25 protein-coding genes are annotated in these 24631 nt (G+C 67.7%); 19 read left to right on the top strand and 6 right to left on the bottom strand.

From position 1 onward, the window contains the following. Window positions 1–31 precede the first annotated feature (31 nt). Window positions 32–886: a FadR/GntR family transcriptional regulator gene (locus WS54_RS32205; RefSeq protein ID WP_034208914.1), complete on the bottom strand. Its 855-nt coding sequence runs from the start codon at window positions 884–886 to the stop codon at window positions 32–34. A 227-nt stretch (window positions 887–1113) separates the two neighbouring features. Here WS54_RS32205 and WS54_RS32200 point away from each other — a divergent pair, with 227 nt between their 5' ends. From WS54_RS32200 to WS54_RS32140, 13 genes are all read left to right on the top strand, one after another. Beyond that, window positions 1114–2322 carry an ABC transporter substrate-binding protein gene (locus WS54_RS32200; RefSeq protein ID WP_034208916.1) on the top strand — a complete coding sequence of 403 codons (1209 nt, stop codon included), beginning with the start codon at window positions 1114–1116 and terminating at the stop codon, window positions 2320–2322. A 70-nt stretch (window positions 2323–2392) separates the two neighbouring features. Beyond that, window positions 2393–3253: a branched-chain amino acid ABC transporter permease gene (locus tag WS54_RS32195; protein ID WP_059781898.1), complete on the top strand. Its 861-nt coding sequence runs from the start codon at window positions 2393–2395 to the stop codon at window positions 3251–3253. Next, window positions 3250–4293: a branched-chain amino acid ABC transporter permease gene (locus WS54_RS32190; RefSeq protein ID WP_059781896.1), complete on the top strand. Its 1044-nt coding sequence runs from the start codon at window positions 3250–3252 to the stop codon at window positions 4291–4293. Before WS54_RS32195 ends, WS54_RS32190 begins: the two co-directional genes overlap by 4 nt. Then, on the top strand, window positions 4290–5057 hold the full coding sequence (locus WS54_RS32185; protein ID WP_059781894.1) for an ABC transporter ATP-binding protein: 768 nt from the start codon (window positions 4290–4292) through the stop codon (window positions 5055–5057). The genes WS54_RS32190 and WS54_RS32185 overlap by 4 nt, the downstream gene beginning before the upstream one ends. Beyond that, window positions 5054–5755 carry an ABC transporter ATP-binding protein gene (locus tag WS54_RS32180; protein WP_059781892.1) on the top strand — a complete coding sequence of 234 codons (702 nt, stop codon included), beginning with the start codon at window positions 5054–5056 and terminating at the stop codon, window positions 5753–5755. The genes WS54_RS32185 and WS54_RS32180 overlap by 4 nt, the downstream gene beginning before the upstream one ends. A gap of 34 nt (window positions 5756–5789) precedes the next feature. Next, window positions 5790–7079, top strand: coding sequence for a Zn-dependent hydrolase (locus WS54_RS32175; protein ID WP_059782038.1), 1290 nt, complete (start codon window positions 5790–5792; stop codon window positions 7077–7079). Continuing rightward, window positions 7076–8578: a M81 family metallopeptidase gene (locus WS54_RS32170; RefSeq protein WP_059781891.1), complete on the top strand. Its 1503-nt coding sequence runs from the start codon at window positions 7076–7078 to the stop codon at window positions 8576–8578. Before WS54_RS32175 ends, WS54_RS32170 begins: the two co-directional genes overlap by 4 nt. Window positions 8579–8701: 123 nt before the next feature. Continuing rightward, on the top strand, window positions 8702–9889 hold the full coding sequence (locus WS54_RS32165; protein ID WP_059781890.1) for a beta-propeller fold lactonase family protein: 1188 nt from the start codon (window positions 8702–8704) through the stop codon (window positions 9887–9889). A 5-nt stretch (window positions 9890–9894) separates the two neighbouring features. Further along, a complete protein-coding gene (locus WS54_RS33890) occupies window positions 9895–10224 on the top strand; it encodes a hypothetical protein (protein WP_162499613.1) in 330 nt (109 codons plus the stop codon). A 372-nt stretch (window positions 10225–10596) separates the two neighbouring features. Beyond that, window positions 10597–11064: a hypothetical protein gene (locus WS54_RS32155; RefSeq protein ID WP_059781888.1), complete on the top strand. Its 468-nt coding sequence runs from the start codon at window positions 10597–10599 to the stop codon at window positions 11062–11064. A 70-nt stretch (window positions 11065–11134) separates the two neighbouring features. Next, entirely contained in the window at window positions 11135–11947 is an 813-nt protein-coding gene (locus tag WS54_RS32150) for an alpha/beta fold hydrolase (protein WP_059781885.1), read from the top strand. A gap of 397 nt (window positions 11948–12344) precedes the next feature. Further along, on the top strand, window positions 12345–13514 hold the full coding sequence (ampC, locus tag WS54_RS32145; RefSeq protein ID WP_059781884.1) for a class C beta-lactamase: 1170 nt from the start codon (window positions 12345–12347) through the stop codon (window positions 13512–13514). Window positions 13515–13604: 90 nt separating this feature from the next. Next, window positions 13605–14267, top strand: coding sequence for an ankyrin repeat domain-containing protein (locus WS54_RS32140; RefSeq protein WP_034208927.1), 663 nt, complete (start codon window positions 13605–13607; stop codon window positions 14265–14267). 174 nt (window positions 14268–14441) lie between these two features. Here the strand turns inward: WS54_RS32140 and shc are convergent, their stop codons facing one another. Beyond that, window positions 14442–16478, bottom strand: coding sequence for a squalene--hopene cyclase (gene shc / locus WS54_RS32130; protein ID WP_034208929.1), 2037 nt, complete (start codon window positions 16476–16478; stop codon window positions 14442–14444). 52 nt (window positions 16479–16530) lie between these two features. Between shc and WS54_RS32125 the strand changes: the two genes are divergently transcribed. Further along, window positions 16531–17214, top strand: coding sequence for a TetR/AcrR family transcriptional regulator (locus WS54_RS32125; protein WP_059781881.1), 684 nt, complete (start codon window positions 16531–16533; stop codon window positions 17212–17214). Window positions 17215–17275: 61 nt separating this feature from the next. On the opposite strand, the gene WS54_RS32120 is transcribed toward WS54_RS32125, so the two are convergent. Beyond that, the gene (locus WS54_RS32120) at window positions 17276–18184 is read right to left on the bottom strand and encodes a LysR family transcriptional regulator (RefSeq protein ID WP_059781879.1); all 909 of its coding nucleotides are present in this window, start codon (window positions 18182–18184) and stop codon (window positions 17276–17278) included. Window positions 18185–18314: 130 nt separating this feature from the next. On the opposite strand from WS54_RS32120, the gene WS54_RS32115 reads away from it, so the two are divergent. Then, on the top strand, window positions 18315–18725 hold the full coding sequence (locus tag WS54_RS32115; protein ID WP_059781878.1) for a (R)-mandelonitrile lyase: 411 nt from the start codon (window positions 18315–18317) through the stop codon (window positions 18723–18725). Between the two features lie 242 nt (window positions 18726–18967). After that, window positions 18968–19669, top strand: coding sequence for a carboxymuconolactone decarboxylase family protein (locus tag WS54_RS32110; RefSeq protein WP_442861325.1), 702 nt, complete (start codon window positions 18968–18970; stop codon window positions 19667–19669). A 206-nt stretch (window positions 19670–19875) separates the two neighbouring features. Here the strand turns inward: WS54_RS32110 and WS54_RS32105 are convergent, their stop codons facing one another. Together WS54_RS32105 and WS54_RS32100 are read right to left on the bottom strand one after the other, a co-directional pair. Continuing rightward, window positions 19876–20931 (bottom strand): aldo/keto reductase, encoded by a 1056-nt coding sequence (locus WS54_RS32105; protein WP_059781876.1) that lies wholly within the window; start codon window positions 20929–20931, stop codon window positions 19876–19878. A 74-nt stretch (window positions 20932–21005) separates the two neighbouring features. After that, window positions 21006–21596, bottom strand: coding sequence for a flavodoxin family protein (locus tag WS54_RS32100; protein ID WP_059781874.1), 591 nt, complete (start codon window positions 21594–21596; stop codon window positions 21006–21008). A gap of 117 nt (window positions 21597–21713) precedes the next feature. On the opposite strand from WS54_RS32100, the gene WS54_RS32095 reads away from it, so the two are divergent. Beyond that, window positions 21714–22619 carry a LysR family transcriptional regulator gene (locus WS54_RS32095; protein ID WP_059781872.1) on the top strand — a complete coding sequence of 302 codons (906 nt, stop codon included), beginning with the start codon at window positions 21714–21716 and terminating at the stop codon, window positions 22617–22619. 88 nt (window positions 22620–22707) lie between these two features. On the opposite strand, the gene WS54_RS32090 is transcribed toward WS54_RS32095, so the two are convergent. Continuing rightward, window positions 22708–23601, bottom strand: coding sequence for a LysR substrate-binding domain-containing protein (locus tag WS54_RS32090; protein ID WP_034208935.1), 894 nt, complete (start codon window positions 23599–23601; stop codon window positions 22708–22710). Between the two features lie 170 nt (window positions 23602–23771). Here WS54_RS32090 and WS54_RS32085 point away from each other — a divergent pair, with 170 nt between their 5' ends. Then, window positions 23772–24302, top strand: coding sequence for a hypothetical protein (locus WS54_RS32085; protein ID WP_034208936.1), 531 nt, complete (start codon window positions 23772–23774; stop codon window positions 24300–24302). Beyond that, the gene (locus tag WS54_RS32080; protein WP_034208937.1) at window positions 24295–24621 is read left to right on the top strand and encodes a hypothetical protein; all 327 of its coding nucleotides are present in this window, start codon (window positions 24295–24297) and stop codon (window positions 24619–24621) included. Before WS54_RS32085 ends, WS54_RS32080 begins: the two co-directional genes overlap by 8 nt. Window positions 24622–24631 lie beyond the last annotated feature (10 nt).

Here is a 24631-nt window from a genome sequence, read left to right as displayed (position 1 = left end):
GGCCTTGCGTTCACGCCGCGTTTGCCGCCGCTCAGCGTTCTTCCGGATCCGTTGCGGCCGCATCGAATCCCGAAACGGAAGCGGCGGCCCGCCTGCGGATCTCGGAATCGAGAATCAACCGCCCGCGCAGCTTCCCTTTCATCCGCTTCACATGCTTCGGCGCCTCGGTCATGTGCTCGACCATCAGCGCGCGGACACGCTCGGTGTCGCGCTCGCGCGCGGCCTGCAGGATCGCCTTGTGGATCGACACGTTCGCTTCGCCGAAACGCTTGTGCTCGACGAGCGGCGTATCGTTCCGGAACTCGATCAACTGCCGGATCATCTCGTTGATCAGTTCGCAACTGAAGCGCAGGAACGGATTCGGGTTCGCGGCCGCGAGGATGTCGTGGAACGTCGTGTCCTCCTGCCGCTGACGCAGCATGTGACCGCGATCGTGCACGCCCGACGCGCCGTCGCAGCACGCGATGTTCGCTTCCAGCGCCGCGAAGTCGCGCTCGGTCAGGTGCGGCACGGCGCCGGCGGCCAGCTCGGGTTCGAGCAGCTTGCGCACCGTATAGATGTCGTCGATCGTCACGTCCTTGAAGAACAGATAGTTCTGCAGAAGCTGAAGCGTGCGGTCGAGCGGCACCTCGACGACCATCCCGCCGCCCGACGGCCCCGTCGTGACCTTGATGAGCCCCTGCACCTCGAGCGACTTCAGCGCTTCCCGGATCGTGCTCTTGCTCACCGCATACAACTGCTGCAGCTCGGCTTCGCGCGGCAGGCGGTCGCCCGGCTTCAGGTCCTTCTCGGTGATCAGCCGCTTGATCTCCTCGGCGACGAGATCGGCCCGCTTCGGCTGCTTGATTTCGACCGCGAGGCCCGCCCTGGCTCGGTCCATGACCATCTTCACGACTCCTTTGTCTGACCGCGCGCCGCGTCATCGTCGACGATCGGCCCCGCGCGGGTACGGAATTTTGCCTGATTGACACCAATTTTGATCAACTCTAGCATCAGGTTGATCCTATTTATCATGATAAATAGGATCAACCGGCGGCGCGCATCCGGCAGGGGCGTGGGCGCGGTTTGGCAGTCGGTCGTATCGCGTGTGTCCCCATCATGAGGAGCGTCAACTTGAATCGCCGAGAACTGTTGAAACTGGCCGCGCTGTCGGCCGTGCCGGGCGCGCTCGGCAGCATGTCGTCCCGTGTCGCGTTCGCGCAGGGCTCGCCCATCCAGCTCGCCTGCCCGGTGCCGATGTCCGGCCCGTTCGCCGCCAACGGCAAGTACGCCGATCTCGGCATGCAGTTGGTCGTCAAGCAATACGGCAAGGTGCTCGGCGCGCCGCTCGCCTATACGGCGCTCGACACCGAGGGCAAGCCCGCGACCGCCGTGCGGCGCGTGCAGGAGATCGCGCAACAGAAGGGCGTGCGCTTCTTCGCGGGCGGCATCCTGTCGTCCGAATCGCTGGCGATGGGCAAGGAAGTCCAGAAGGCGGGCGGCGTGTTCATCACCACGGCCGGCGCGGACGAGATCACCGGCAAGGATTGCAACGCGGCGACCTTCCGCTGGTCGGTGCCGACCTTCGGCGCGATCGAGCAGACGGTCCGCCCGTTGATCCAGATGCTGCCGAAGGCGAAGCGCTGGTACACGATCACGCCGCAATACGTGTTCGGCGACGGGCTGCTGTCGGCCGCGAAGGCGATCTTCAAGGAAAAGGGCATCGAGCACGTCGGCAACAGCTACCACTCGCTCGCCGAAAAGGAGTTCAGCGGCTACCTGACGAATGCGGCCGCCGCGCAGCCCGACGTGCTGCTGATCCTGAACTTCGGCTCGCAATCGTCGGACACGCTGCGCCAGGCCGTCAGCTTCGGAATGAAGCGCAACTGCACGATCCTGCTCGCATGGGCGTCGGGGCTCGAGCAGTTCGAGGCGCTCGGCCCGGACATCTGCGACGGCGTGTATTTCGGCGCGCAGTACTGGCACGGCATCGATTCGCCGCTGAACCGCGACCTGGTGAAACGCGCGAACGCCGCGTTCAACGCGAACCCGAACTACAGCCTCGCGGGTTCGTACATCTGCTCGAAGATCCTGATCGACGCGATGGTGAAGGCCGGCAGCGCCGATCCGAAGAAGGTCGTCGCCGCGATGGAAGGGTTGAAGTACGACGGCCTGACGGGGCCCGAGGAAATCCGCAAGGGCGACCACCAGGTGCTGAAGAACTACTACCTGCTGAAAGGCAAGCCGAAGGGCCGGATGAAGAACGCGGACGACTACGCCGACATCGTCAGCTCGGGCCAGTCGTTCCTGCCGCTCGACAAGACGGGCTGCAAGCTCGCGTGACGCCGTGCATGCGTTCGCGGCGCATCGCGCGCCGCGGGCGTCCGTTACCTTCCTTTCCGACACGGAAGCCATGAACGTCTATCTGCTGCAGATCGTCAACGGCATCGGCGTGGGCATGCTGTATTTCCTGCTCGCCGTCGGCCTGTCGATCGTGTTCGGCCTGCTGCGCTTCGTGAATTTCGCTCACGGCGCGTTCTACCTGCTCGGTGCGTATCTCTGCTACCAGGCGCTGCAATGGTCGGCGAATTTCTGGGTCGCGCTCGCGATCGTGCCGCTCGTGGTCGGCGCGTTCGCGTGGGGCGTCGAAAAGCTCGTGCTGCGCCACGTGTACGCGCAGCAGCATGAATTCCACATTCTCGCGACGGTGGGGCTCGCGCTCGTGCTGCAGGAGTGCGCGATCCTCGCGTGGGGGCCGCTCGGCGACAACGTGCCGCCGCCCGACGCACTGAACGGCGTCGTGATCTGGGGCGGCTTCGTCTATCCGAAGTACCGGTTGTTCGTGATCGGGTTCACGGCCGTGCTCGCGGCGCTGCTGTGGTGGGTGCTCGAAGGCACGCGGCTCGGCAGCACGGTGCGCGCGGGCAGCGAGTCGACGGAGATGGTGTCGCTGCTCGGCATCAACGTGACGCGCGTGTTCAGCCTCGTGTTCGCGCTCGGCGCGGCGACCGCGGCGCTGGCCGGCGTGCTCGCCGCACCGATTCGCGGCGTCGATCCGTTCATGGGCATCGAGGCGCTCGGCGTCGCGTTCGTCGTGGTCGTCGTCGGCGGAATGGGGAATTTTCTCGGCGCACTCGTCGGCGGGTTGCTGGTCGGCGTCGTGCAGAGCCTGATGAGCACGCTGTGGCCGGAAGGCGCGCGACTGATGATCTATGTCGCGATGGCGGCCGTGCTGCTGCTGCGTCCGAACGGTTTGCTGGGGAGGGCTGCATGATCGAATCGTCGAAACCGCTGCCGCCGGGCGCGGCGGCGTCGCAACGCCCGCAGCCGTGGCGCGGCGTGCTGCAGCGGCCGGAAGGCTGGCTCGCGGTGGTGGCCACGTGCGTGTTGCCGCTCGTGTTGAGTTCGGGCTCGCTCGCGACCGAAGTACTGGTGTTCGCGCTCGCCGCGCTCGGCTGCAACCTGTTGCTTGGCTACACGGGGCTGCTGTCGTTCGGGCAGGGCATCTTCTTCGGGCTCGGCAGTTACGCGGCGGGGCTGGTGCTGACGCGCGGCGTCGCGTCCGTGACGGCCGCGCTGGTCGCGGCCGCGGTGCTCGGCGCGATCGCGGCCGCGCTCGTCGGCTGGTTCTCGATCCGGCAGCGCGGCACGTATTTCGTGATGCTGACGCTCGCGTTCGGGCAACTGTTCTACTTCCTCGCGTATACGACGCCGGATGTGACGGGCGGCGACAACGGGCTGCTCGACATCCCGCGCCCCGCGCTGTCCGCGCTCGGCCATCCGCTCGTCTCGCTCGATTCGCCGTGGCGCTACTACGGCTTCGTCGCGGTGCTGTTCGTCGCGCTGTTCTGGCTGCTGCTGCGCGTGTCGCACTCGGTATTCGGCCGGACGCTGCTCGCGATTCGCGACAACGAGGCGCGCGCGGCGGCGGCCGGCTATGACGTGAAGCGCTTCAAGCTCGCGGCGTTCGTGATCTCGGGCGCGGTCACGGGCCTGGCGGGGGCGCTGCACGCGCTGATGACGGGCATCGCGCCGCTGTCGAACATCGACTATCACACGAGCGAGATGATCCTCGTGATGACGGTGATCGGCGGCACGGGCAACCTGTTCGCGTCGGTGCTCGGCGCGGCGTTCTACGTACTGTTCGCGGACTGGCTGTCGACGCTGTGGCCTCGGTGGTTGCTGCTGCTCGGCCTCGTGCTGATCGCGGTCAGCCTGTTCATGCAGCGCGGGTTGTGGGGGCTGGGCGAACGCATCGTGGCGTCGCTGCGGCGTAGCGATCGCACGGCGGCCACGGACAAGGAGCGGCAATGAGCGAAGCGATTCTCGAAGCGCGCGGCATCGTCAAGCGCTACGGCAAGTTCACGGCGCTGGGCGGCGTCGATCTGCGCATCATGCCGCGCACCGTGCATTCGGTGATCGGCCCGAACGGCGCGGGCAAGACGACGTTGTTCCATACGCTGACCGGCACGCTGCCGATCACGTCGGGCTCGATCCTGTTCGACGGTCACGACGTGTCGCACGAGCCCGATCACAAGCGCGTGCGGCGCGGCATCGCCCGCTCGTTCCAGGTGACGAGCCTGTTTCCGAACCTGAGCGTGCGCGAGAACCTGCGCGTTGCCGCGCAGGGCGTCGAATCGCGCCGGGCGCTCAATCCGTGGGCGCCGCCGCGCGGCGCGCTCGCGCACGACGGCATCATCGACGACGTACTCGAGCGGCTCGGCCTGCAGCGCTTCGCCGACACGGCGTCGGGTGTGCTGTCGCACGGCCAGCAGCGCCGGTTGGAGGTGGGGATGGCGCTGGCGGCCCGGCCGCGCGCGATTTTCCTCGACGAGCCGACGTCGGGCATGGGCATCGACGATCTCGACGACATGAAGACGCTGATCCGCGGCCTGCGCGACGACTACACGGTCGTGCTGATCGAACACAACATGGGCATCGTGATGGACATCTCGGACACGATCACGGTGATGCAGCAAGGGCGCGTGCTGGTCGAAGGCCGACCCGACGCGATTCGCGGCGACGCGCGCGTGCGCAGCGCCTATCTCGGCAACATGATCACGGGAGGCCGCGCATGATGCTCGACGTGAAGGAGGTGCACGCCTGCTACGGCAAGAGCCACGTGCTGCAGGGCATTTCGCTGAACGTGAGCGAAGGGGAGACGGTGACGCTGCTCGGCCGCAACGGCGCGGGCAAATCGACGACGCTCAAGACGATCGCGGGCGTCGTCGCGCCGACCGGCGGCACGGTGACGTTCGCGGGCCGGCCGGTGTCCGGGCAGCCGGCGCACCGGATCGCCGCGCGCGGCCTGTGCTTCGTGCCCGAGCATCGGGGGATTTTCCGGCTGCTGTCGGTCGAGGAAAACCTGCGGCTCGGCGCGCGTCGCGATTCGCCGTGGCAGCTCGACGACATCTACCGGATCTTTCCGCGCCTGAAGGAACGCCGCCGCAACGGCGGCGCTCAGTTGTCGGGTGGCGAGCAGCAGATGCTCGCGATCGGCCGCGCGCTGATGAATCATCCGCGGCTGCTGATGCTCGACGAGCCGGTCGAGGGGCTCGCCCCGGTGATCGTCGAGGAAATCGTCGCGCAGTTGAAGCAGATCAAGGCGGCCGGCGTCGCGATCCTGCTCGTCGAACAGAACCTCGAAGTGTGCACGCAGCTCGCGGACCGCCACTTCGTGATCGAACAGGGCGTGATCGTCTACGAAGGCAGCAACGCGGCATTCGCGGCCGATCACGACGTGAAGGACCGCTACCTGGGCGTCGGTGTCGCATGAGCGCACGGCCCTTTCAATGCGAGGAATGGCAACGATGCAAGTACAGGATGTGACTCCGGGCGTCGCGGCGTCCGGCTTGCGCGTCGATGGCGCGCGGCTGTGGGACAGCCTGATGCGCCTCGCGCGGATCGGTGCGACCGACAAGGGCGGTGTGTGCCGTCTCGCGCTCACGGACCTCGATCGCCAGGCACGCGACTTGTTCGTCGCCTGGGCCAAGGAAATCGGCTGCACCGTGCGCGTCGATGCGATCGGCAATATCTTTGCGCGGCGCGCGGGCGAACGGGACGACCTGCCGCCCGTGGCGACGGGCAGCCATATCGACACGCAGCCGACCGGCGGCAAGTTCGACGGCAACTACGGCGTGCTGGCCGGCCTCGAGGTGCTGCGTACGCTCGATGACGCCGGGGTGCGTACGCGCGCGCCGCTCGAGGTGGTCGTCTGGACCAACGAAGAAGGGTCGCGCTTCGTTCCGGTGATGATGGGGTCCGGCGTGTTCGCGGGCGCGTTCACGCTCGACCATGCGCTCGCGCAACGCGATCGCGATGGCGTGTCGGTGCGCGATGCGCTGGCCGCGATCGGCTATGCGGGCGGCGCGGACGACGGGCACGGTGCGCATCCGGTCGGCGCGTATTTCGAAGCGCATATCGAGCAGGGGCCGGTATTGGAGGCGCACGACACGACGATCGGCGTGGTCGAGGGCGCGCTCGGGCAGCGCTGGTACGACGTGACCGTACACGGCATGGAGGCGCATGCGGGCCCGACGCCGATGGAACTGCGCCGCGATGCGCTGCTGGTCGCGGCCGATCTCGTGCGTGCGGTGAACGGCATCGCGCGTGCGCATCCGCCGCACGGACGCGGCACGGTCGGCTGGGTCGACGTGCACCCGAATTCGCGCAACGTGATTCCCGGCCGCGTGACGCTGACCGTCGACCTGCGCGCGGCCGACGACGCGACGCTGGCGTCGATGGACGCGCAACTGCGTGCGACATGCGCCGACCTGGGCGCGGCGGCCGGGATGCGGATCGACATCGAGCCGGTCGTGTATTTTCCGCCGCAGCCGTTCGATCCGGCGCTGATCGAGCAGGTCCGCGCCGGGGCGCACGCGCTCGGGCTGTCGTCGATGAACGTGATCAGCGGCGCGGGCCACGATGCGGTGTATCTCGCGCGCGTGGCGCCGACCGCGATGATCTTCGTGCCGTGCAAGGACGGCATCAGTCACAACGAGATCGAAGACGCCGATCCGGTGCATCTGGAAGCCGGCTGCAACGTGCTGCTGCATGCGATGCTGGGCGCGGCCGGGATCGCGGAGGGCCGTGCGCGATGAAGATCCTGATCGCCCGGATGAACCACGAGACCAACACGTTCTCGCCGGTGCCGACGCCGCTTGCCGCGTTCGGCCGCAACGGCCCCGACTGGGGCGACGACGCGTATCGCGCGAATCGCGGGATGCGCACCGCGATGGCCGCGTTCATCGACGCGGCCGAGCGCGAAGGCGCCGATATCGTGACGCCCGTGTCGGCGGCCGCGAACCCGAGCGGGCCGGTCGCGGCCGACGCGTATGCGGCGATCTGCGATGCGATCGTCGCCGCCGCGCCCGGCTGCGATGCGGTGATGCTCGACCTGCACGGCGCGATGGTCGCCGAGCAGAGCGTGGACGGCGAGGGCGACCTGCTCGCGCGCGTGCGCGCGGCGCTGCCCGGTGCGCCGATCGCGGTCGCGCTCGACCTGCACGCGAACGTCACGCAGAAGATGATCGATCACGCGGACGTGATCGTCAGTTTCAAGACGTATCCGCACGTCGACATGTACGAGACCGGCGAGCATGCGGCGCGGCTGCTGCTCGACCGGCTTCACGGCCGCGCGCGGCCCGTGCTCGCGTGGCGGCAGCCGCCGCTGATGACGTCGACGCTGCGCAGCGCGAGCGCCGAAGGCGCGATGCGGCGCGCGGTGGAGGCCGCGTGCGCGGCCGAGGCGGATGGAATGCTGGCGGTATCGATCCTGCCCGGTTTCTCGCTCGCGGATATTCCCGCGCCGTGCATCAGCGTGGTCGTGGTGGCCGACGGCGATCGCGCTGCCGCCGACGCCGCAGCCGAACGCATTGCGCGGCAGATCTGGGACGCGCGCGACGAATTCGTGTATCGCAGCGCGCCGCTCGCCGAATCGGTCGCGCGGGCCGCGGCGCTCGCCCACGGCGCGGATCGCCCGGTGCTGATGCTCGATCACGGCGACAACTGCATGTCGGGCGGCCCGTGCGACACGATGGACCTGCTCGAAGCCGCGCTCGCGCACGGGCTCGACGGGATCGTCAGCGGGCCGTTGTGCGATCCCGAAGCCGTCGCGGCGCTGATCGACGCGGGCGTCGGCGCCACCGTCACGGTGCCGGTCGGCAACCGGCTGCCGTCGCACGGCGGCGTGCGGCGCGAACCGTTCCGCGCGACGGGCATCGTGCGCGCGATCACCGACGGCGAATACGTGATCACGGGGCCGACGTATACCGGGCAGCGTGCGTACATGGGCCGCGCGGCGGTGCTCGACATCGGCACGGCCACGCTCGTCGTCACCGAGCGCACGCAGGAGCCGTGGGATCTCGGCGTGTTCGAGAGCGTCGGCGTCGATCCACGCCGTGCGCGCTTCCTGCTGCTGAAGTCGCGGATGTATTGCCGGCCGGTGTTCGTGCCGATTTCGTCCGCGCTGGTCGAATGCGACAGTCGCGGCGTGACGGGCTCGGACTTCGGACTGTTCCGCTACGAGCGGCTCGCGCGGCCGGTGTATCCGCTCGACGACATCGAGCGGTGGGAGCCGGGCGCGCGTTCGACGGGCTGACGGAAACGGGGCGCAAGACGCCGGTCGCGCGCGCTTTCGGGCATCATGCGATGGCGCCGGCCCGTCGGGCAGCAGGGTCGGGCAATCCATTGCGTCCGCACCCGATCCGGAGAACCGACCGCCATGCATTCGAATCCCTTCCGCCCGCGCAGCGCGCGCCTGCTCGCCGCGCTGGCCTTCGCCACGACGGCCGTTGCCGTGCACGCCGCCGACTGGATCGTGTCCGGCAACGACGGCAAGTACCAGCGCGTCGAGGGTCGCGACACCTATCTGCCGTCCCCGCCCGCGGATACGCTGACGCTTCTCGACGCGAGCATCTTTCCGCCGAAGGTCGCGCTGCAGGTCGACGTCGAGAACGGCATCCAGGGGCCGCCGCAGGCCGTCGCGATCACGCCCGACGCGAAGCTCGCGCTCGTCGGTGCGCCGACGCGCTATGACACGGCCGCGAAGCAGCTCATGTTCGACACGTTCCTGCAGGTCGTGAATCTCGACACCGCGCCGCCCGCGATTACGCGCGTCGAGCTCGGCACGCATCCGCAAGGGATCGCGATCGACCGCTCGGGCCGGCTCGCGCTCGTCGCCAACGTCGATGGTAGCGTGTCGATCCTGCGCATCGACGGCACGCACGTGACGCTCGACGGCACCCTGAAAATCGGCAAGAAGCGGTTGGCCGGGATCAGCTTCACGCACGACGGCAAGCATGCGCTCGTGTCGCTGCGCGACGAGCAGGGCATCGCGGTGCTGAACGTCGACGACGGCAACGTGACCGACAGCGGCACGCGCCTGAGCACGGGCGTTGCGCCGTACACGATCGACGTGTCGAGCGACAACCGCTGGGCCGTCGTCAGCAACGTCGGGCTCGCCGGGCTGCCGGGTTACACCGGCACGCTCGCGGGCGATGCCGATTCGGTCGCGTTGATCGACGTATCGCGCGTGCCGTTTCGCACGGTCCAGTATTTGACGGTGCCGTCGCTGCCGGAAGGCGTCGCGATTTCTCCGAACGGCAAGTGGATCGCCGTGCAGGCGATGGACGGCTCGAACCTGACGGCCGACAACCCGGGTCGCCACAAGCTCGGCAGGGTGCTGCTGTTCGAAATCCGCGACGGGCAGGCGGTGAAGGTGAGCGAGGCGCCGGGCGGCGAAGCCGCGCAGGGCATCGTGTTTACCGCCGACAGCCGGCACGTGATCGTGCAGTTCAACGTCGAACGGCAGCTTGCGCTGTATGCGGTCGAGGGCGGCAAGCTGCGCGACACGGGCAAGCGGATCGCGCTGACGGCCGGGCCGTCTTCGTTGAGGACGTTGCCGCGCTGACGGGCGTGGCGGGCTCCGTTCGCGGCTTGTCGATCAGCCATGAGATGGCGGAAAACATCATCGAGCGGCTCGGCGAAGCGTTGTCGATCGCGCAAGTCGGCGACGCGCACGCGAGGATGCCAAGGACGGAAGCGCCCGGTACGCCCGCACCGGCTTGCAAGGCCGCGCGGTTACGGACGCAGCAGATCGAACCCGCCGAATACCACGACACCGCTGAGCACGATCATCGCGACGGAGTGCTGGCCGAAGTAGAGAATCGCGGCGGCGAGCCACGTCGTGATGCAGAAGGCGCCGATGCGGGCCATCGTGTGTTCCTCGAATGCGTGATGAAGTGAATGTGTGCCGCACGGCGTTCGCCGCTCGAGCAGTGAGCGGGGCACGCACGCAGACGAACGGAAAAGGCGCTCCGGGAAGCCGCGATGCCGGTGTCGGCACACGTTGCATGCCGGCCCGGAGTCGCAGCCGGCGGCATCGGCGATCGGGCCTGGAAAGAGGACTCCGACATGCGCATCCCGGCCGGCGAAGCGGCGATTTTACCAGCGCCATCGTGCCGCCAATCTGGCCCTTTCGCGATCAATGGCGGTCATCGTCCGGCAATCCACCCGACCCCCGATATTCAAGTTTCGTGTGACGAATGCCGTAAACAATTGAAAGGCGATTTCCGCCCCTGTCATTTGGTTTACCGACACGACTCACGGACCGACACGATGCAGATCGATTTCTCCACGACCCCGCGATCGCCGCTCGCGGACAGCGGCGTGACCGCGAACCCGCCCGCCGCGACGTCGTCCACCGGCGGCGCAACGGATGCCGCGAGCGCCACGAGTTCGAGCGGCACCACCGGCACCACCAGCACTACCGGCACGAAGGATTCGACGGGTGCCGCCGGCGCCACGTCCGGCGCGGCGGGCGCATCGTCGGAAGACCCGGCGGTTGCCCAGTTGAAGGCGCTGATCGAGCGGCTGCAGAAGCAGCTCGCGACATTGGAGCGGCAGATGGCCACCGCGGCCCAGCGCGCGAAGGACGACCCGGCCGCGGCCGTCGAACAGCAGTCGCTGAGTGCGGAAGCCAGCGCGATTTCAGCCGCGCTGGCGACGGCGATCTCGCAACTTGCCGCGGCGCTCGAAAAATCCGGCGGCTCGCCGTCGGGCGGGCTGGTGTCGACGCAGGCCTGAGCGGCGACGGCGGCGTCGGCCGCACGCATTACAATCGCAAGCGCGTCTCCCTCTCGAGGACGACTGAACGATGAATGCGGAATTCGACGACGACGAACTCGTCCGCTTCGACGCGCACGGCGGCACGCCGCTGCCGGTGGCCGATGCCGAAGGATGGCTCGACCACGACGGCGCGCGCATTTGGCACGCGTCGTTCGGCCAGGGGCCGGCGGTCGTGCTGCTGCACGGCGGCCTCGGCCATGGCGGCAACTGGGGCAACCAGGTACCGGCGCTGCGCGCGGCCGGCTACCGCGCGATCGTGATCGACAGCCGCGGCCACGGCCGCAGCACGCGCGACGACCGACCCTACTCGTACGAACGCATGGCATCGGACGTGCTGGCCGTGCTCGACGCGCTGCGGGTCGACCGTGCACGTTTCGTCGGCTGGAGCGACGGCGCATGCATCGCGCTCGTGCTGGCCGCCCGTGCGCCGGAACGCGCGGCCGGCGTGTTCTTCTTCGCGTGCAACATGGATCCGGGCGGCACGAAGGACATGGTGCCGAGCCCGCTGATCGACCGTTGTTTCGCGCGACATCGCAAGGACTATGCGCACCTGTCCGCGACACCGGACCAGTTCGACGCGTTCGTGGCCGCCGTCAGCGAAATGATGCGCACGCAACCGAATTACACCGCGCAGGATCTCGCGGCGATCGCCGTGCCGGTTGCGATCGTGCAGGGCGAGCACGACGAATTCATCCGGCCCGAGCATGCGGCGTACCTCGCGCGAACGATTCCCGGCGCGACGCTGACGATCCTGCCCGGCGTGAGCCATTTTGCGCCGCTGCAGCGGCCCGTGCGGTTCAACGCGGCGATGCTGGCGTTTCTCGACCGGCTGCCGGGGTGATGCGCGCACGGGCCGGCGATGCGCAGGCGTGCGGCGGCCGCGTTTTCGCATGTCGAGCGCCATCGCGCAGGTGACGCGTTGCAGTTGCCGGGCGAGCCGCGTGCCGGCGCGCACGCGTTCGCGGGCGATCGGCTGCATGTGCCCGGATTCGATGCCGTCAAACCCGGCCGGTTTTCCTGAAAAAAACAGGCATGCGCCGCCGACGTCGTCGCGGCCTCGTCCGGCATGTCGCGCACTTCATAAGTTTTTCTTTCGGCTCGCGCAACATATCGTCGATTGTTGGCGACCGGGCGGTAGCGGATAGTCCTGCTTCGACAGGCCGGCCGCCGCCCGCTCCGCGCAGCGCGGCCAGATCTGTTGTCCATGCAACCATCTGGAATCGAAAGGAACCGCACTCATGCGATTCAATGCGACACGCTTCGCCGCGACCCTGTTCGTCGCCGCATGCGCGACCGCCGCGGCCGGTCGTGCGGCCGCCGTCACGCAGGACGACCTCCACGACACCGTCACCCGTCATATCGCGCCGCTGATGAAGCAGTACGCAATCCCCGGCATGGCGGTCGGCATCGTCGCCGACGGCAAGCCCTACGTGTTCGACTACGGCGTGATGTCGAAGCAAACCGGCAAGCCGGTGACCGGCGACACGCTGTTCGAAATCGGCTCGGTGAGCAAGACGCTGACCGCGACGCTCGCCGCCGACGCGCAGGAGGGCGGCGAACTGTCGCTCGCGGACCCCGCGGCCAAATATCTGCCCGAGGTGCAGGGCAAGCCGTTCGGCGTCGTGACGCTGCTTCAGCTCGGCACGCACACGCCCGGCGGGACGCCGCTGCAGGTACCGGACGGCATCCGCGACGACGCGGGCCTGATCCGCTATCTCGGCGCGTGGCGGCCCGACTATGCGCCCGGCACGCACCGCAAGTATTCGAACGTCGCGATCGGCATGCTCGGCTGGCTCACAGCGAAGGCGATGCACCGGGATTTCGCGACGCTGATGGAGCAGCGGCTCTTTCCCGCGCTCGGGATGACGCACACCTACATCGACGTGCCCGACGCGCGCATGGCCGACTATGCGCAGGGCTACACGAAGGACGGCAAGCCGACCCGGATGACGCAAGGCATGCTGTGGCAGCAGGCGTACGGCGTGCGGACCACGGCGGCCGACCTGCTGCGCTTCGTGCAGGCGAACATGGGGATGATCCAGACCGCGCCGCGCCTGCAGCGCGCGATCGAACGCACGCACACCGGCTACTTCCGCGCAGGCCCGCTGACGCAGGATTTGATCTGGGAACAGTATCCGTACCCGGTCGCGCTGCCCACGCTGCTCGCGGGCAATGCGCCGAAGATGCTGTTCGATGCGGTGCCGGCCAGCGCGATCCAGCCGCCGCTCGCGCCGAACCCCGCGACCTGGATCAACAAGACGGGTTCGACCGGCGGCTTCAGCACGTATGTCGCGTTCGTGCCCGCGAAGCGGATCGCGATCGTGATGCTCGCGAACGGCAACGTGCCGATCGAGGACCGCGTGAAGGTCGCGTACCGGATCCTCGGATCGCTCGGCGACGGGCGGTAACGCCGCCGCGCGCGCCCGTCGGGAAATGCTTATGATGGCGGGCAATCCGGTGCGCGGCGAGCGACGCACCGGGCGACGGAGGAGAACCGATTGAGCATCGCATGGGACGGAATCACGGGCGCCGACGTGCTCGACGACGCGCAACTGGCGAGCAGGCACGCATTGGCCGATGCGGCGCGCGACGGCGCATGGGCGACACTGATCGAGCGTGTCGCGCAACAGCCCGCGCTCGTCAACGCGACGCGGCCGGGCGGCACGTCGCTATACGCGCCGCTGCATCAGGCCGCGTATGGCGGCGCGCCGCAGGAAGTCGTCGCGGAATTGCTGCGGCTCGGCGCGTGGCGCATGCTGCGGGACGCGCGAGGCGAGCGCGCGGTCGACATTGCCGCGTCGCGCGGGCATCGGCATCTGGTCGCGCTGTTGACGCCGCAGCCGCGGCGCGTCGTGCCCGACGGCACGTTGTGCGCCATCCAGCGTCATTTCCACGACATGATCGGTGGCCGCATCGCGCATCTGCGGGTCGACGCACTGCGTTTTCCCGAACTCGAAACGCTGCTCGAATTCGACGCGCAAGCCGGGCGCATGTGGTTCGCGGTGCCCGGCATGTATGGCGGATTCCGTTACGCGCTGCGTACGGACGGCGATGCCGCGGTGCTCGTGTCCGAGAGCTGGAGCCGCGTGGTCGGCGGCTCGGGCCAGCGGCACGAGATCACGGCCCACGGCTGCACGCTGGTCGAAGAGGGCTTCGTCTGATCCGGCCGATCGTCTCGCCGGGCGCAAGACCGCACCACGTCGAAGACGCCGATCCCGTCCCGCATCCTGCCGCGCGCACAAGTGCGGCGCGCGGCCGGCCGACCTGCGCGACGCATCGTTCGTCTCGTTTCCGCCGGGTTTCGACGCGCGCAGCGCGGTCGAGCGCGTGGTCGTTCAAGCGATAGCCGTGCCGTCCGCTTCGACGACCGCCGGCGCAGCAGCGGCGGCACCCGCCAGCCGCCGGTAACGCGCGAGCGCCCACAGCGGGAAGTACGCGGTATAGCCGTGATACTTCAGGTAGAAGATGCGCGGAAAGCCCGGCGCATTGTGCGAACGGTGCCACCAGAAACCGTCTTCCTGCTGCACCGACTGCAGATACGCGATGCCGCGTTTCACCGAATCGGATTCGCAGTCGCCGAACGCCATCTGCGCGAGCAGCGCCCACGCGGTGCAGTTCGACGTGCTTTCGCCGCCGTTCGTGCCGGCCAGCTTCGGGTCGATGTAGCTGTCGTTCGTCTCGCCCCAGCCGCCGTCCGCATGCTGCCGCGCGCGCAGCCAGTCGAGCGCGCGTGCGATATAGGGTTGCGACTTGTCCTCGCCGGCGAGCGCGAGGCCGGCCAGCACGCTCCACGTGCCGTACAGGTAGTTCGTGCCCCAGCGGCCCCACCAGCTGCCGTCGGGCTGCTGCGTGCGCTTCACGTAGTCGATGCAGCGCGCGAGCGATGCGCGGTCTTCCGCGCGCTTCGTCACGCCGAAGCACAGCAGCACGCGGCCCGATACGTCCTCGGTCGGCGGATCGAGCAGCGCGCCATGATCGGCGAACGGGATCGCGTTCAGGTACATGCGGTCGCAGTCCGCATCGAACGCCGCGAAGCCGCCGTTGCGCGATTGCAGCCCGCGCATCCAGTCGAGCGCGCGTGCGACGCGCGACGCATACGGGTGCGTACCGTCCGCATGGCGGTGCGTACGGCCGCGCCGATCGAGCATCGCGGTGACGACCGCGCTGTCGTCGATGTCCGGGTAATACGGATTTGCGTACTGGAACGCCCATCCGCCCGGCTCGACGTCGGCCGGGACGTTCTCGACCCAGTCGCCGCGCAGGTCGTTCACCTGCCGCTCGGCCAGCCAGTCGTACGCGCGGGCGATGCGTGCATCGAGTTCGCGCAGCGCGCCGGCCGACTCGCCGGTTTCCGGCGCCGCGACACCGCGCGCCTGCTCGAGCGCCATCGTGCTCCACGCGGTGTCCCACACCGGCGACAGGCACGGCTGGCAATACACACTGCCGTCCGGCCGCGTGACCAGCAGCTTCTCCAGCGCGTTTTCGCAGTCGCGCCGCAGCGGATGGTCGTCCGGGTAGCCGAGCACCTGCATCATCTGATAGCTGTACACGATCGGCGGGAAAATGCCGCCGAGCCCATCCTCGCCGTTCATCCGTTCCGCACACCACGCTTGCGCATGCCGGATCGCGCGCTGCCGCAGGCGCTTCGGTATCAGCGGCTCGATATGGCGGACCGTGCGGTCGAGCGCGAGGAACAGCCGGCGCATGCCGCGCGCGGGCGGGAAGTACCGGCGCTCTTCGTCCGGCGGCGTGACGAACAGTTCGCGGATCGAGACGTTGCGCGGATTGCGCGCCCGCGCCTTCAGCGAGCACAGCACGAGCAGCGGCACCATCGTCGTGCGCGCCCAGTACGCAACCTTGTACATCGAGATCGGCACCCACTTCGGGAACAGCACGAATTCGACCGGCATGAATGGCGTCGCGCGCCACGGCACTTGCCCGAACGTCGCGAGCAGGATGCGTGTGAACACGTTCGAGCGTGCCGCGCCGCCGAGCTTCAGGATCGCGTCGCGCGCGCGGATCATGTGCGGCGCGTGTTCGCTGTCGCCGGCCGCCTTCAGCGCGAAATACGCCTTCACGCTGCACGACACGTCCGGCGCGCCGTCGACGTACAGCGCCCATGCGCCGTGCGTGTCGAGCCGCTGGTTCGCGCGCAGGTAGCGCGCCATCTTCTCCTGGCGCACGTCGTCGATCCTGTCCATGAAATGCATCATCAGGATGTATTCCGCGGTGATCGTCGCGTCGGATTCGAGTTCGAAACACCAGCTGCCGTCGGGCTGCTGAAGGCGCACGAGTGCGTCGCGTCCACGGGCGATGGCAGTGTCGAGCGCGGACCAGGGGGAGGGGGCCGATTTGTTCATGCGGCGGATCATACCATCCAGACGGAATGTTTATATCGAGACGCGCGGTGTTACCATCCGCACCATGAAAAAACGCCTCGAACCCGCGCCGCGCGACGTGTCCGCGCCCGTCGAACCGGCTGAAACGCCCGCTGCACCGGCGCTTGAAGGATCATCGGCGCCGGCGGCAGCCGCGACCGGCGTGCGGCGAAAAAAAGCGCCGGATCAGGTGCGTGCGCAATTGCTGGCGGCCGCGTCGGAGATCGCGACGCATCACGGCGTGGCCGCGCTGACGCTCGATACGGTGGCCGAGCGTGCCGGCGTGACCAAAGGCGCACTGCAATATCACTTCGCGAACAAGCAGGGGTTGCTGGACGCGCTGTTCGGGCAGGCGACCGAGCGGTTCGGCGCGCAACTGGCCGCGCGGATGGCGGCGGATTTCGACGGCGACGGCGCGGCGGCGCGCGCGTATCTGCATGCGGTGCTCGATGCGGCCCATCCGGCCGCGAGTACCGACGTGCTGCGCGTGCTGGTCGCGTCGATGATCACCGAGACGGACACGCGCGCGCGATGGTCGGTGCCGATGCGCGAATGGACGCGGCCCGACCCGGTTCCGCTCGAGCAGGCCGCGACGCTGATGATTTGCCGGCTCGCGGCCGACGGGTTGTGGATTTCGGAATTGCTCGACAGCGTCGACGTATCGGCCGAATTGCGCGCCGAGATCGTTCGGCAACTCGATGCGATGAGCCGGGGCGTGTTTCCGAAGTGATGCGCGACGCGGGAGCGATGTCGTCACGGGCGGGACGCTGTCGATACATCGGCGTCACGGCTCATGCCGATCGTGTGGTGCGTCGATACCCGGCCCTGAGCGCGTCGACCACGAGTTCCATGGCTCGCGACGATTTGTGCCGGCTCGGATAAAAGACGTGGTGCCCGACGAACGTTGGAAACCAGTCCTCCAGCACCCAGCCGAGCCGTCCGGCTTCGACGTGATGCGCGACCAGGTCCTTCGGCACATAGGCGAGCCCGAAGCCGGCAAGCGCCGCGTCGACCATCTGATAGACGTTGTTGAACGTCAACTGCCCTTCGACGCGGACCTGCAAGTCGCGGCGCCCCTTGCTCAACTCCCACGACAGCAGCGCGTTTCTGGTCGGCAGCCGAAGATTGATGCAGTTGTGCCGGGTCAGGTCCTGGGGCGTCTTCGCCGTGGGGCGGGACGCAAGGTAATCGGGAGAACCGATGATCGACATCGTCATGTCCGGCCCGATACGCTGCGCGATCATGTCCTTGGCAATCTGGTCGCCGAGTCGCACGCCGATGTCGTAGCGGCCGGCGACGAGGTCGGTCAGGCCATAGTCGTTCACCAGCTCGACCTTGAGCGCCGGATATCGACGCAGCAGCGGTTGCAGCCGCGGCCACACGTACTCGTTCGCCGCATAGTCGGTCGCGGTGATCCGGACGTTGCCGGCCGGCTGGTCCGTCATCGCGCGCAGCGATTCCAGTTCCGCCTCGATTTCCTGAAAGCGCGGGGCGATCGATGCCAGCAACCGCTCGCCGGCCTCGGTCGGCGACACGCTGCGCGTCGTGCGCGTCAGCAACGGAATGCCCATGCGCGCTTCCAGCGCGCGCACCGTTCGGCTCAACGCCGATTGAGACACGCCGAGCTGCGCGGCCGCACGGGTGAAATTGCGCTCGCGCGCGACGGCCATGAACGCCACCAGATCGTTGAAGTCTTCCATTGATTAATGCGCCACGGCATAGGTTCATGCCGATTTTGCCATCTAGTCGCATGAATCGCGAGTCGTTAAAGTGGGATGGCCGACCGCTGGAGCGATCCATGCGGCACCCTTTTCGATAGAGGAAGACATCATGGAACTGAAGCGCGCGGGCTCGCAGCCCTCGATCAAAGGCCCCGACGAATGGTTCACCGGCACGGTCCGCATCGACCCGCTGAACGCACCGCTGCCGCCGGCGCGCGTATCGTGCGCCAGCGTGACGTTCGAGCCGGGCGCACGCACCGCGTGGCACACGCATCCGCTCGGCCAGACGCTGCTCGTGACCGCCGGCTGCGGCTGGACGCAATGCGACGGCGAGCCGCGCGTCGAGATCCGCGCGGGCGACGTGATCTGGTGCCCGCCCGGCCACAAGCACTGGCACGGCGCGACGTCGACCACCGCGATGACGCATATCGCGATTCAGGAAGCGCTCGATGGCAAGAACGTCGACTGGCTGGACAAGGTGACGGACGAGCAATACCTCGGCAGCGGCGAACCGCAATGAACGCGCCCGCTGCCGCTGCGTTGGCCTCGATGCCGGCCTGCGTGTCGCTCGCCGCGTCGGCCGACGACACGGCCAGCACGGGCATCGCGGTTGCGCACAGCGGCACGCGATCCTCGAACGAGTCACCGATGCGCAGTACGGCACACGGTGACGATCGCACGCGTCGCCCGTTGCGGCCCGTCGCCGCCATGGCGCTGGCCCTGCTCGCCGCCGCGTGCACTCACATGCAAAGGACCGACACCATGCAGGAACCCCTGTCTTCCCCCGATTTGAAAGCGGTCGCCCCGGCCTTCGAGCGATACACGACGCACACCGTGTTCGATGGCCTGTGGAAGCGGCCGCACCTGTCGCCGCGCGATCGCAGCATCGTGACGCTGTCGGCGCTGATCGCCCGCGGCCAGACCGTCGAGATGCCGCTGCAGGTCCGCCTCGCGCTGGATCACGGCGTGAAGCCCGCGGAAATATCGGAAACGATCGCGCACCTGGCCTTTTACGCGGGATGGGCCAATGCGAGCGCCGCGTCGATCGTCGTCAAGCACGTCTATGACGAACGCGGCATCGGCCCCGATCAGCTCGCACCGGCGGACGTCACGCCGCTTCCGCTGAACGAGGCGGCCGAAGCGCAGCGCGCACGGACGGTCGCGGAAAACTTCGGCGCCGTCGCGCCGGGCGTGGTCGAGTACACGACCGACGCGCTGTTTCGCGACTTGTGGCTTCGCCCGGGGCTCGCGCCGCGCGACCGCAGCCTGGTGACGGTGAGTGCGCTCGTCGCCAACGGCCAGGTGGCGCAGATTCCGTATCACCTGAACCGTGCGATGGACAACGGGCTCACGCAGGCCGAGGCATCCGAGACGTTGACTCAACTGGCGTTCTACGCGGGATGGCCGAACGTCTTTTCGGCGATGCCCGTGTTCAAGGACGTATTTTCGCGGCGCGAGGCGTGACGCGTGACGCGCGCGCAACCTGAAGAGAGGAACATCATGACCGACAACATCGATGTCAGTCTATCGTCCGGACGTTGAGGCGCGTTCCGCAACGCCGTACAAGAAACCGGGCTACCGGATGCAAGCGCGCATCGCAGGCATGGCCTGCTTGACACGGACGGTTTCGCCACCGCCCGTGCCGAACCGCCGATGAAGCGCCGCTAGTCCTATTGCGCCGTCGTGCGTGTGAACGGCCCGGGAATCCTGCCCGCTTCCTGACGCGCGATCATCCAGCCGGGATAGCAGGGCGGCAACGCGCTCACGGCATCGAGGCGCGCCAGTTCCTCGTCGGTCAGGACGACGTCGACCGCGCCGAGATTGTCGTCGAGCTGATCGATCCGCTTGGCGCCGATGATGACGCTGGTGACGGCCGGCCGGGCGAGCAACCACGCGAGCGCGATCCGCGCGACCGAGACGCCGTGCGCGCCGGCGATCGCGCGCATCTCCGCCACGCACGGCCAGGCCCGATCCGGATCGACCGGCGGAAAATCGAAATGACCGCGCCGTGAACCGGCTTCGGTCGACGCGCCGGGACCGAACTTGCCCGACAGCAATCCGCCGGCGAGCGGCGACCAGACGAGCAGCCCCATTCGCTCGTCGACGGCGAGCGGAACCAGCTCGCGCTCCACGTCGCGCCCGGCGATCGAGTAGTAGGCCTGGAGCGTCTCGAAGCGCGTGGCGTGAAGCGCGGCACTCAGGCCGAGCGCCTTGCCGATCTTGCCCGCGCGCCAGTTCGACACGCCGACGTAGCGGATCAGCCCCTGCCGCGTAAGATCGTCGAGCGCGCGCAGCGTTTCCTCGATCGGCGTGACGGGGTCGCTCGCGTGAATCTGGTACAGGTCGATATGATCGACCTGGAGCCGTTCCAGGCTTCGCTGCACCGAATCCATGATGTGACCGCGCGACGCGCCCTGGTCGTTGGGGCCCGCACCCATCACGCCGGCCGTCTTCGTCGCCAGCACGATCTCGTGGCGCGGGACGCCGAGCTCGCGCAGCGCTTGCCCGACCACGCGTTCGGACTGCCCGAACGAGTAAATATCGGCGGTATCGATGAAGTTGATGCCGGCGTCGAGCGCACGGGCGATCAGACGGTTCGCGTCGTCCTGGCCGACCGCGCCGATTGTTGCCCACATGCCGGCATCCGCGTTGCCGCCCATCGTCATCGTGCCGAGGCACAGCTCGGAGACGTACAGGCCGGTGCGGCCCAATTGCTTGTATTTCATTGTTGCGCCCTTCGGAATCGGCCGGACACAATACGAGGCGTCGGCCGGTGGCGCCCCGCACGAACGTCGGAATGTCAGTTGGAGCGTGATGTGCCGGCCCGCAACTGCCCGGCAATCGCCGCGACGCGTGCGCCATAGCGGCGCGCCGTTTCGAGGTCGCCCGGCGACATCTCGTCCGGCGACGCATCGGCCGGTGTCTGCGCCATCGGCGCGATGTAGGCGCCCATGCGGTTCAGGTCGTCGCGCGTCGACGCTTTCAGATTGGCCGGCTTGATGTCCATGCTGACCCAGATGCCGCCGTGCTGTGCGGCCAGCAGGAAGAAGTATTCGAGCGTATTGAGCTTGTCGCCGTTGAGGCTTGCGCTATTGGTGAAGCCGCCGAAGATCTTGTTCCGCCATCCGCTTTCGAACCAGACCTTCGACGACGCATCCGCGAACTTCTTGAACTGCCAGCTCGGGCCGCCCATGTAGGTCGGCGAGCCGAACAGGATCGCGTCGGCGTCGGCCAGTGTGTGCCACGCGTCGTCGGCGAGGTTGCCGTCGGCGTCGATCGCGACGAGTGCGGCGCCGGCGCCGTCCGCGACGGCGGCGGCCATCCGTTGCGTATGGCCGTAGCCGGAGTGGTAGACGACGACCGTTTTTGCCGGCGGGGCGAGTTGATCCATGATGGTTTCCTTTCGTTCGGGTTTGTCGTTCAGACGACGTGGGAAGCCACTCTACCGAGCCGCAATCGGGTTATAAACGACGACAGATTGAACGCTCCGTTACTTTCCGGATGAACAATGCAGAACCTTGACGCGCTTTTGATTTTTGCCCGTGTCGCCGAAATGGCGAGCTTCACGCGTGCCGCCGAAAGCCTCGGCATTCAGAAAGGGCGGGTATCCACGGTCATCCGTGCGCTCGAACGGGACATGGGTGTCGCACTCCTGCATCGGACCACGAGGCGCGTGCAGCTCACCGAGGACGGCCGCGCGTTCTATGCGCGTGCGACCGACCTGCTCGCCGAAGTGCAGGAATTGCAGTCGATGTTCTCGGGGCGCGGCGCGTCGCTGCGCGGCAGGTTGCGCGTGGACATGCCCACGGAACTCGCGCGCAGCGTCGTAGTGCCGGCGCTACCGCAATTGATGGCCGCGCATCCGGATCTGGAGCTGGAGCTGTCCAGCACCGACCGGCGTGTCGATCTCGTTCGGGAAGGGTTCGATTGCGTGATCCGGCTGGGCCCGATCGCCGACGAGACGCTGATTGCCCGGCCACTCGGCAGGCTGCGCATGACGAATGCGGCGAGCCCCGCCTATCTCGCGCGGCATGGCGTGCCGCATACGCTCGCCGATCTGCATAGCCAGGGGCACAAGATGATCCACTACACGCTGACGCTCGGCGCGCGGCATCCAGGATGGGAATACCCGGATGGCGACGGCTATGCGTGGTTGCCGTTGCCCAGCGCGATGCAGGTGAACAGCGTGCAGACCTATCACGCGGCGGGGCTGGCGGGCATCGGGCTGATCCAGGCCGGCTATTCGGCGCTCGCGCATCACCTCGAAAGCGGCGCGCTCGTGGAGGTGTTGCCGGACTTGCGTCCCGAGCCGCTTGCCGCGTCGCTCGTCGTCGCGCATCGGCGCAATCTGTCGCCGCGCGTGCGGGCTTTCATGGACTGGATCGGGGGCGTATTGAAGCCGTATCTGGATTAGCGGAACGGTTCGACGTGTCGGCGCATGCGGTTCCTACGTTGCGGTCCCTTTGCGTGACGCATACTTGCCGGAATCCACGACCGCGGCATCAGCGCGCCGCGTCCCGCGCGTCGTCCAGCAGCCACTCCGCAAACGCCCGCACCGGCGCCGCGCTCAATTCGATCGGCTCGGGCAGCACGAGGCAAAAGTTTTTCGTAATCGCCTTGCCGTCCGGCCAGGGCGCGACCAGCCGCCCTTGTTCGAGCTCCGTCCCGATGTAAAGCCGCGGCACCAGCGCGACGCCGAGGCCGGCCAGCGCGGCCTCGATCAGCATCGAATGAAGATCGTATCGCGGGCCGACCGCCGGATTGGTCAGCTCGATGCCGGTTTCCTGCGCATAGCGCTGCCACGCGTCCGGATTCTGCCGCCGGTGCAGGCGAGGCAGCGCATCCAGCGACGGCCTCGCGCCAACACCTTCGACGAGCGCCGGACTGCACACGGGCACCAGCACCTCTTCCAGCAGCGGATGCAGATGCATGCCGGCCCACGCGGGATGTTCGAAATGAATGGCGGCGTCGAATCCGCTGCCGGCCAGCAGGAAGGGTTCCATCCGTTCGGCGATGTGCACGGTGACGTTCGGATGGCGCGCCTGAAAGCGCTTCAACCGGGGAATCAGCCAGCGGGTCGCGAAGGTCGGGATCGCGGCGATGTCGATGCTCGCGCCTTCGACGGGCTGCCCCATCAGATACAGGCTGTCCCGTTCCAGCCGGTCAAGAATCTCGCGCACCTGCACCGCGTATCGCGCGCCGTTGGGCGCCAGCCGCACGCGGTTGCCGATGCGCTCGAACAGCGTCACGCCGAGGAACGCCTCCAGCCGGCCGATCTGACGGCTGACGGCGCCTTCGGTGCGCGCCAGCTCGTCGGCGGCGCGGGCGAAGCTGCCGTGTCGGGCCGCCGCGTCGAAGGCCAGGAGCGCGGAATTGCTGGGGATCTTGCGTCGCATCGTGGGTTTTGCCGGTCGGGGTGCGTTCGACGGTCAGCTTGATCAAATATCACTGAAGGCTGACTTTAAGTCGATATCTGTGGGGAAAACAGCAGATTAGCATTACGTCACTGCACTGAATATCCGGTATTCGAGATGCAGGATGCTCACTCGTCACGAAGGACGAACCGATGATCTATACCGTCGAATGCAGCTTCGCCGACGCTGCCAGCGAAGCCGAATGGAACGATTTCTACAGCGACGACAAGCTGCCGGCCCTCATCTCGGTCGCCGGCTTTCACACGTCGCAGCGCTTCAGGGCGATAAGCGACGGTTGCCCCGTTTATCTCGCCGTTCACACGATCGACGGTCTCGACGTGCTGACCGGCGATGAATATCGACGCAAAGGCGGCGGCAATTTCGCGCGGTGGCAGCAGCACATCACCGACTGGCACCGCAATCTCTACAGCGATATCGGTCGCGCGCCGGCGGTCGATGCCGACGAGCTGCTCGCGCTGAGCGCCAGCGGCCCCGGCCCGCTGATCGAACTGGGCCTGAAGCCGCTGGCCATGGAGGCCGTTGCACTGGAGCAATTTCCGGCGCGCCGCTGGCTCGCGGTCCTCCCCCGGAGCGATGCCCCGCTCGACGACGACGTGCCGGCCGGCCTCGACCTGTACGAACCGATGACGGTGCAACTGACGAAGAGGCGGGGCGATGCCTAACGTGACTTTCCATATCGATGCGGAACGCATGCCGCCCGACGCGCGCCTCGCCGAACTTTCCGGCGACTGCATCGAACTCTGTACGCGTGTCCTTCAGGCAGAAGTCAGGAACGTCCACGTCATTTACGTGGCGGTTCGGCACGGATGCGGGCATCCCGTTTTCGCGGAAATCCGGTATCGCGTGGAATCGTTCCGTCCGCCCGCGGTCATGGACGCGTTCATGGAAGCGCTGGATCGCGCCGTCGTTCGCCGCACGGGGCTGACGGCGCGCATCCGCTGTTTCGGTCATGCCGTGCCGAACCTTCACGCGCGAAACTAGCCGCACCGGA

The organism is Burkholderia sp. NRF60-BP8 (genome assembly GCF_001522585.2).
In the GTDB taxonomy this organism is placed as follows: domain Bacteria; phylum Pseudomonadota; class Gammaproteobacteria; order Burkholderiales; family Burkholderiaceae; genus Burkholderia.
The sequence above is the reverse complement of the archived record's forward strand: the minus strand, read 5'-3'. Positions and strand labels throughout refer to the sequence as shown.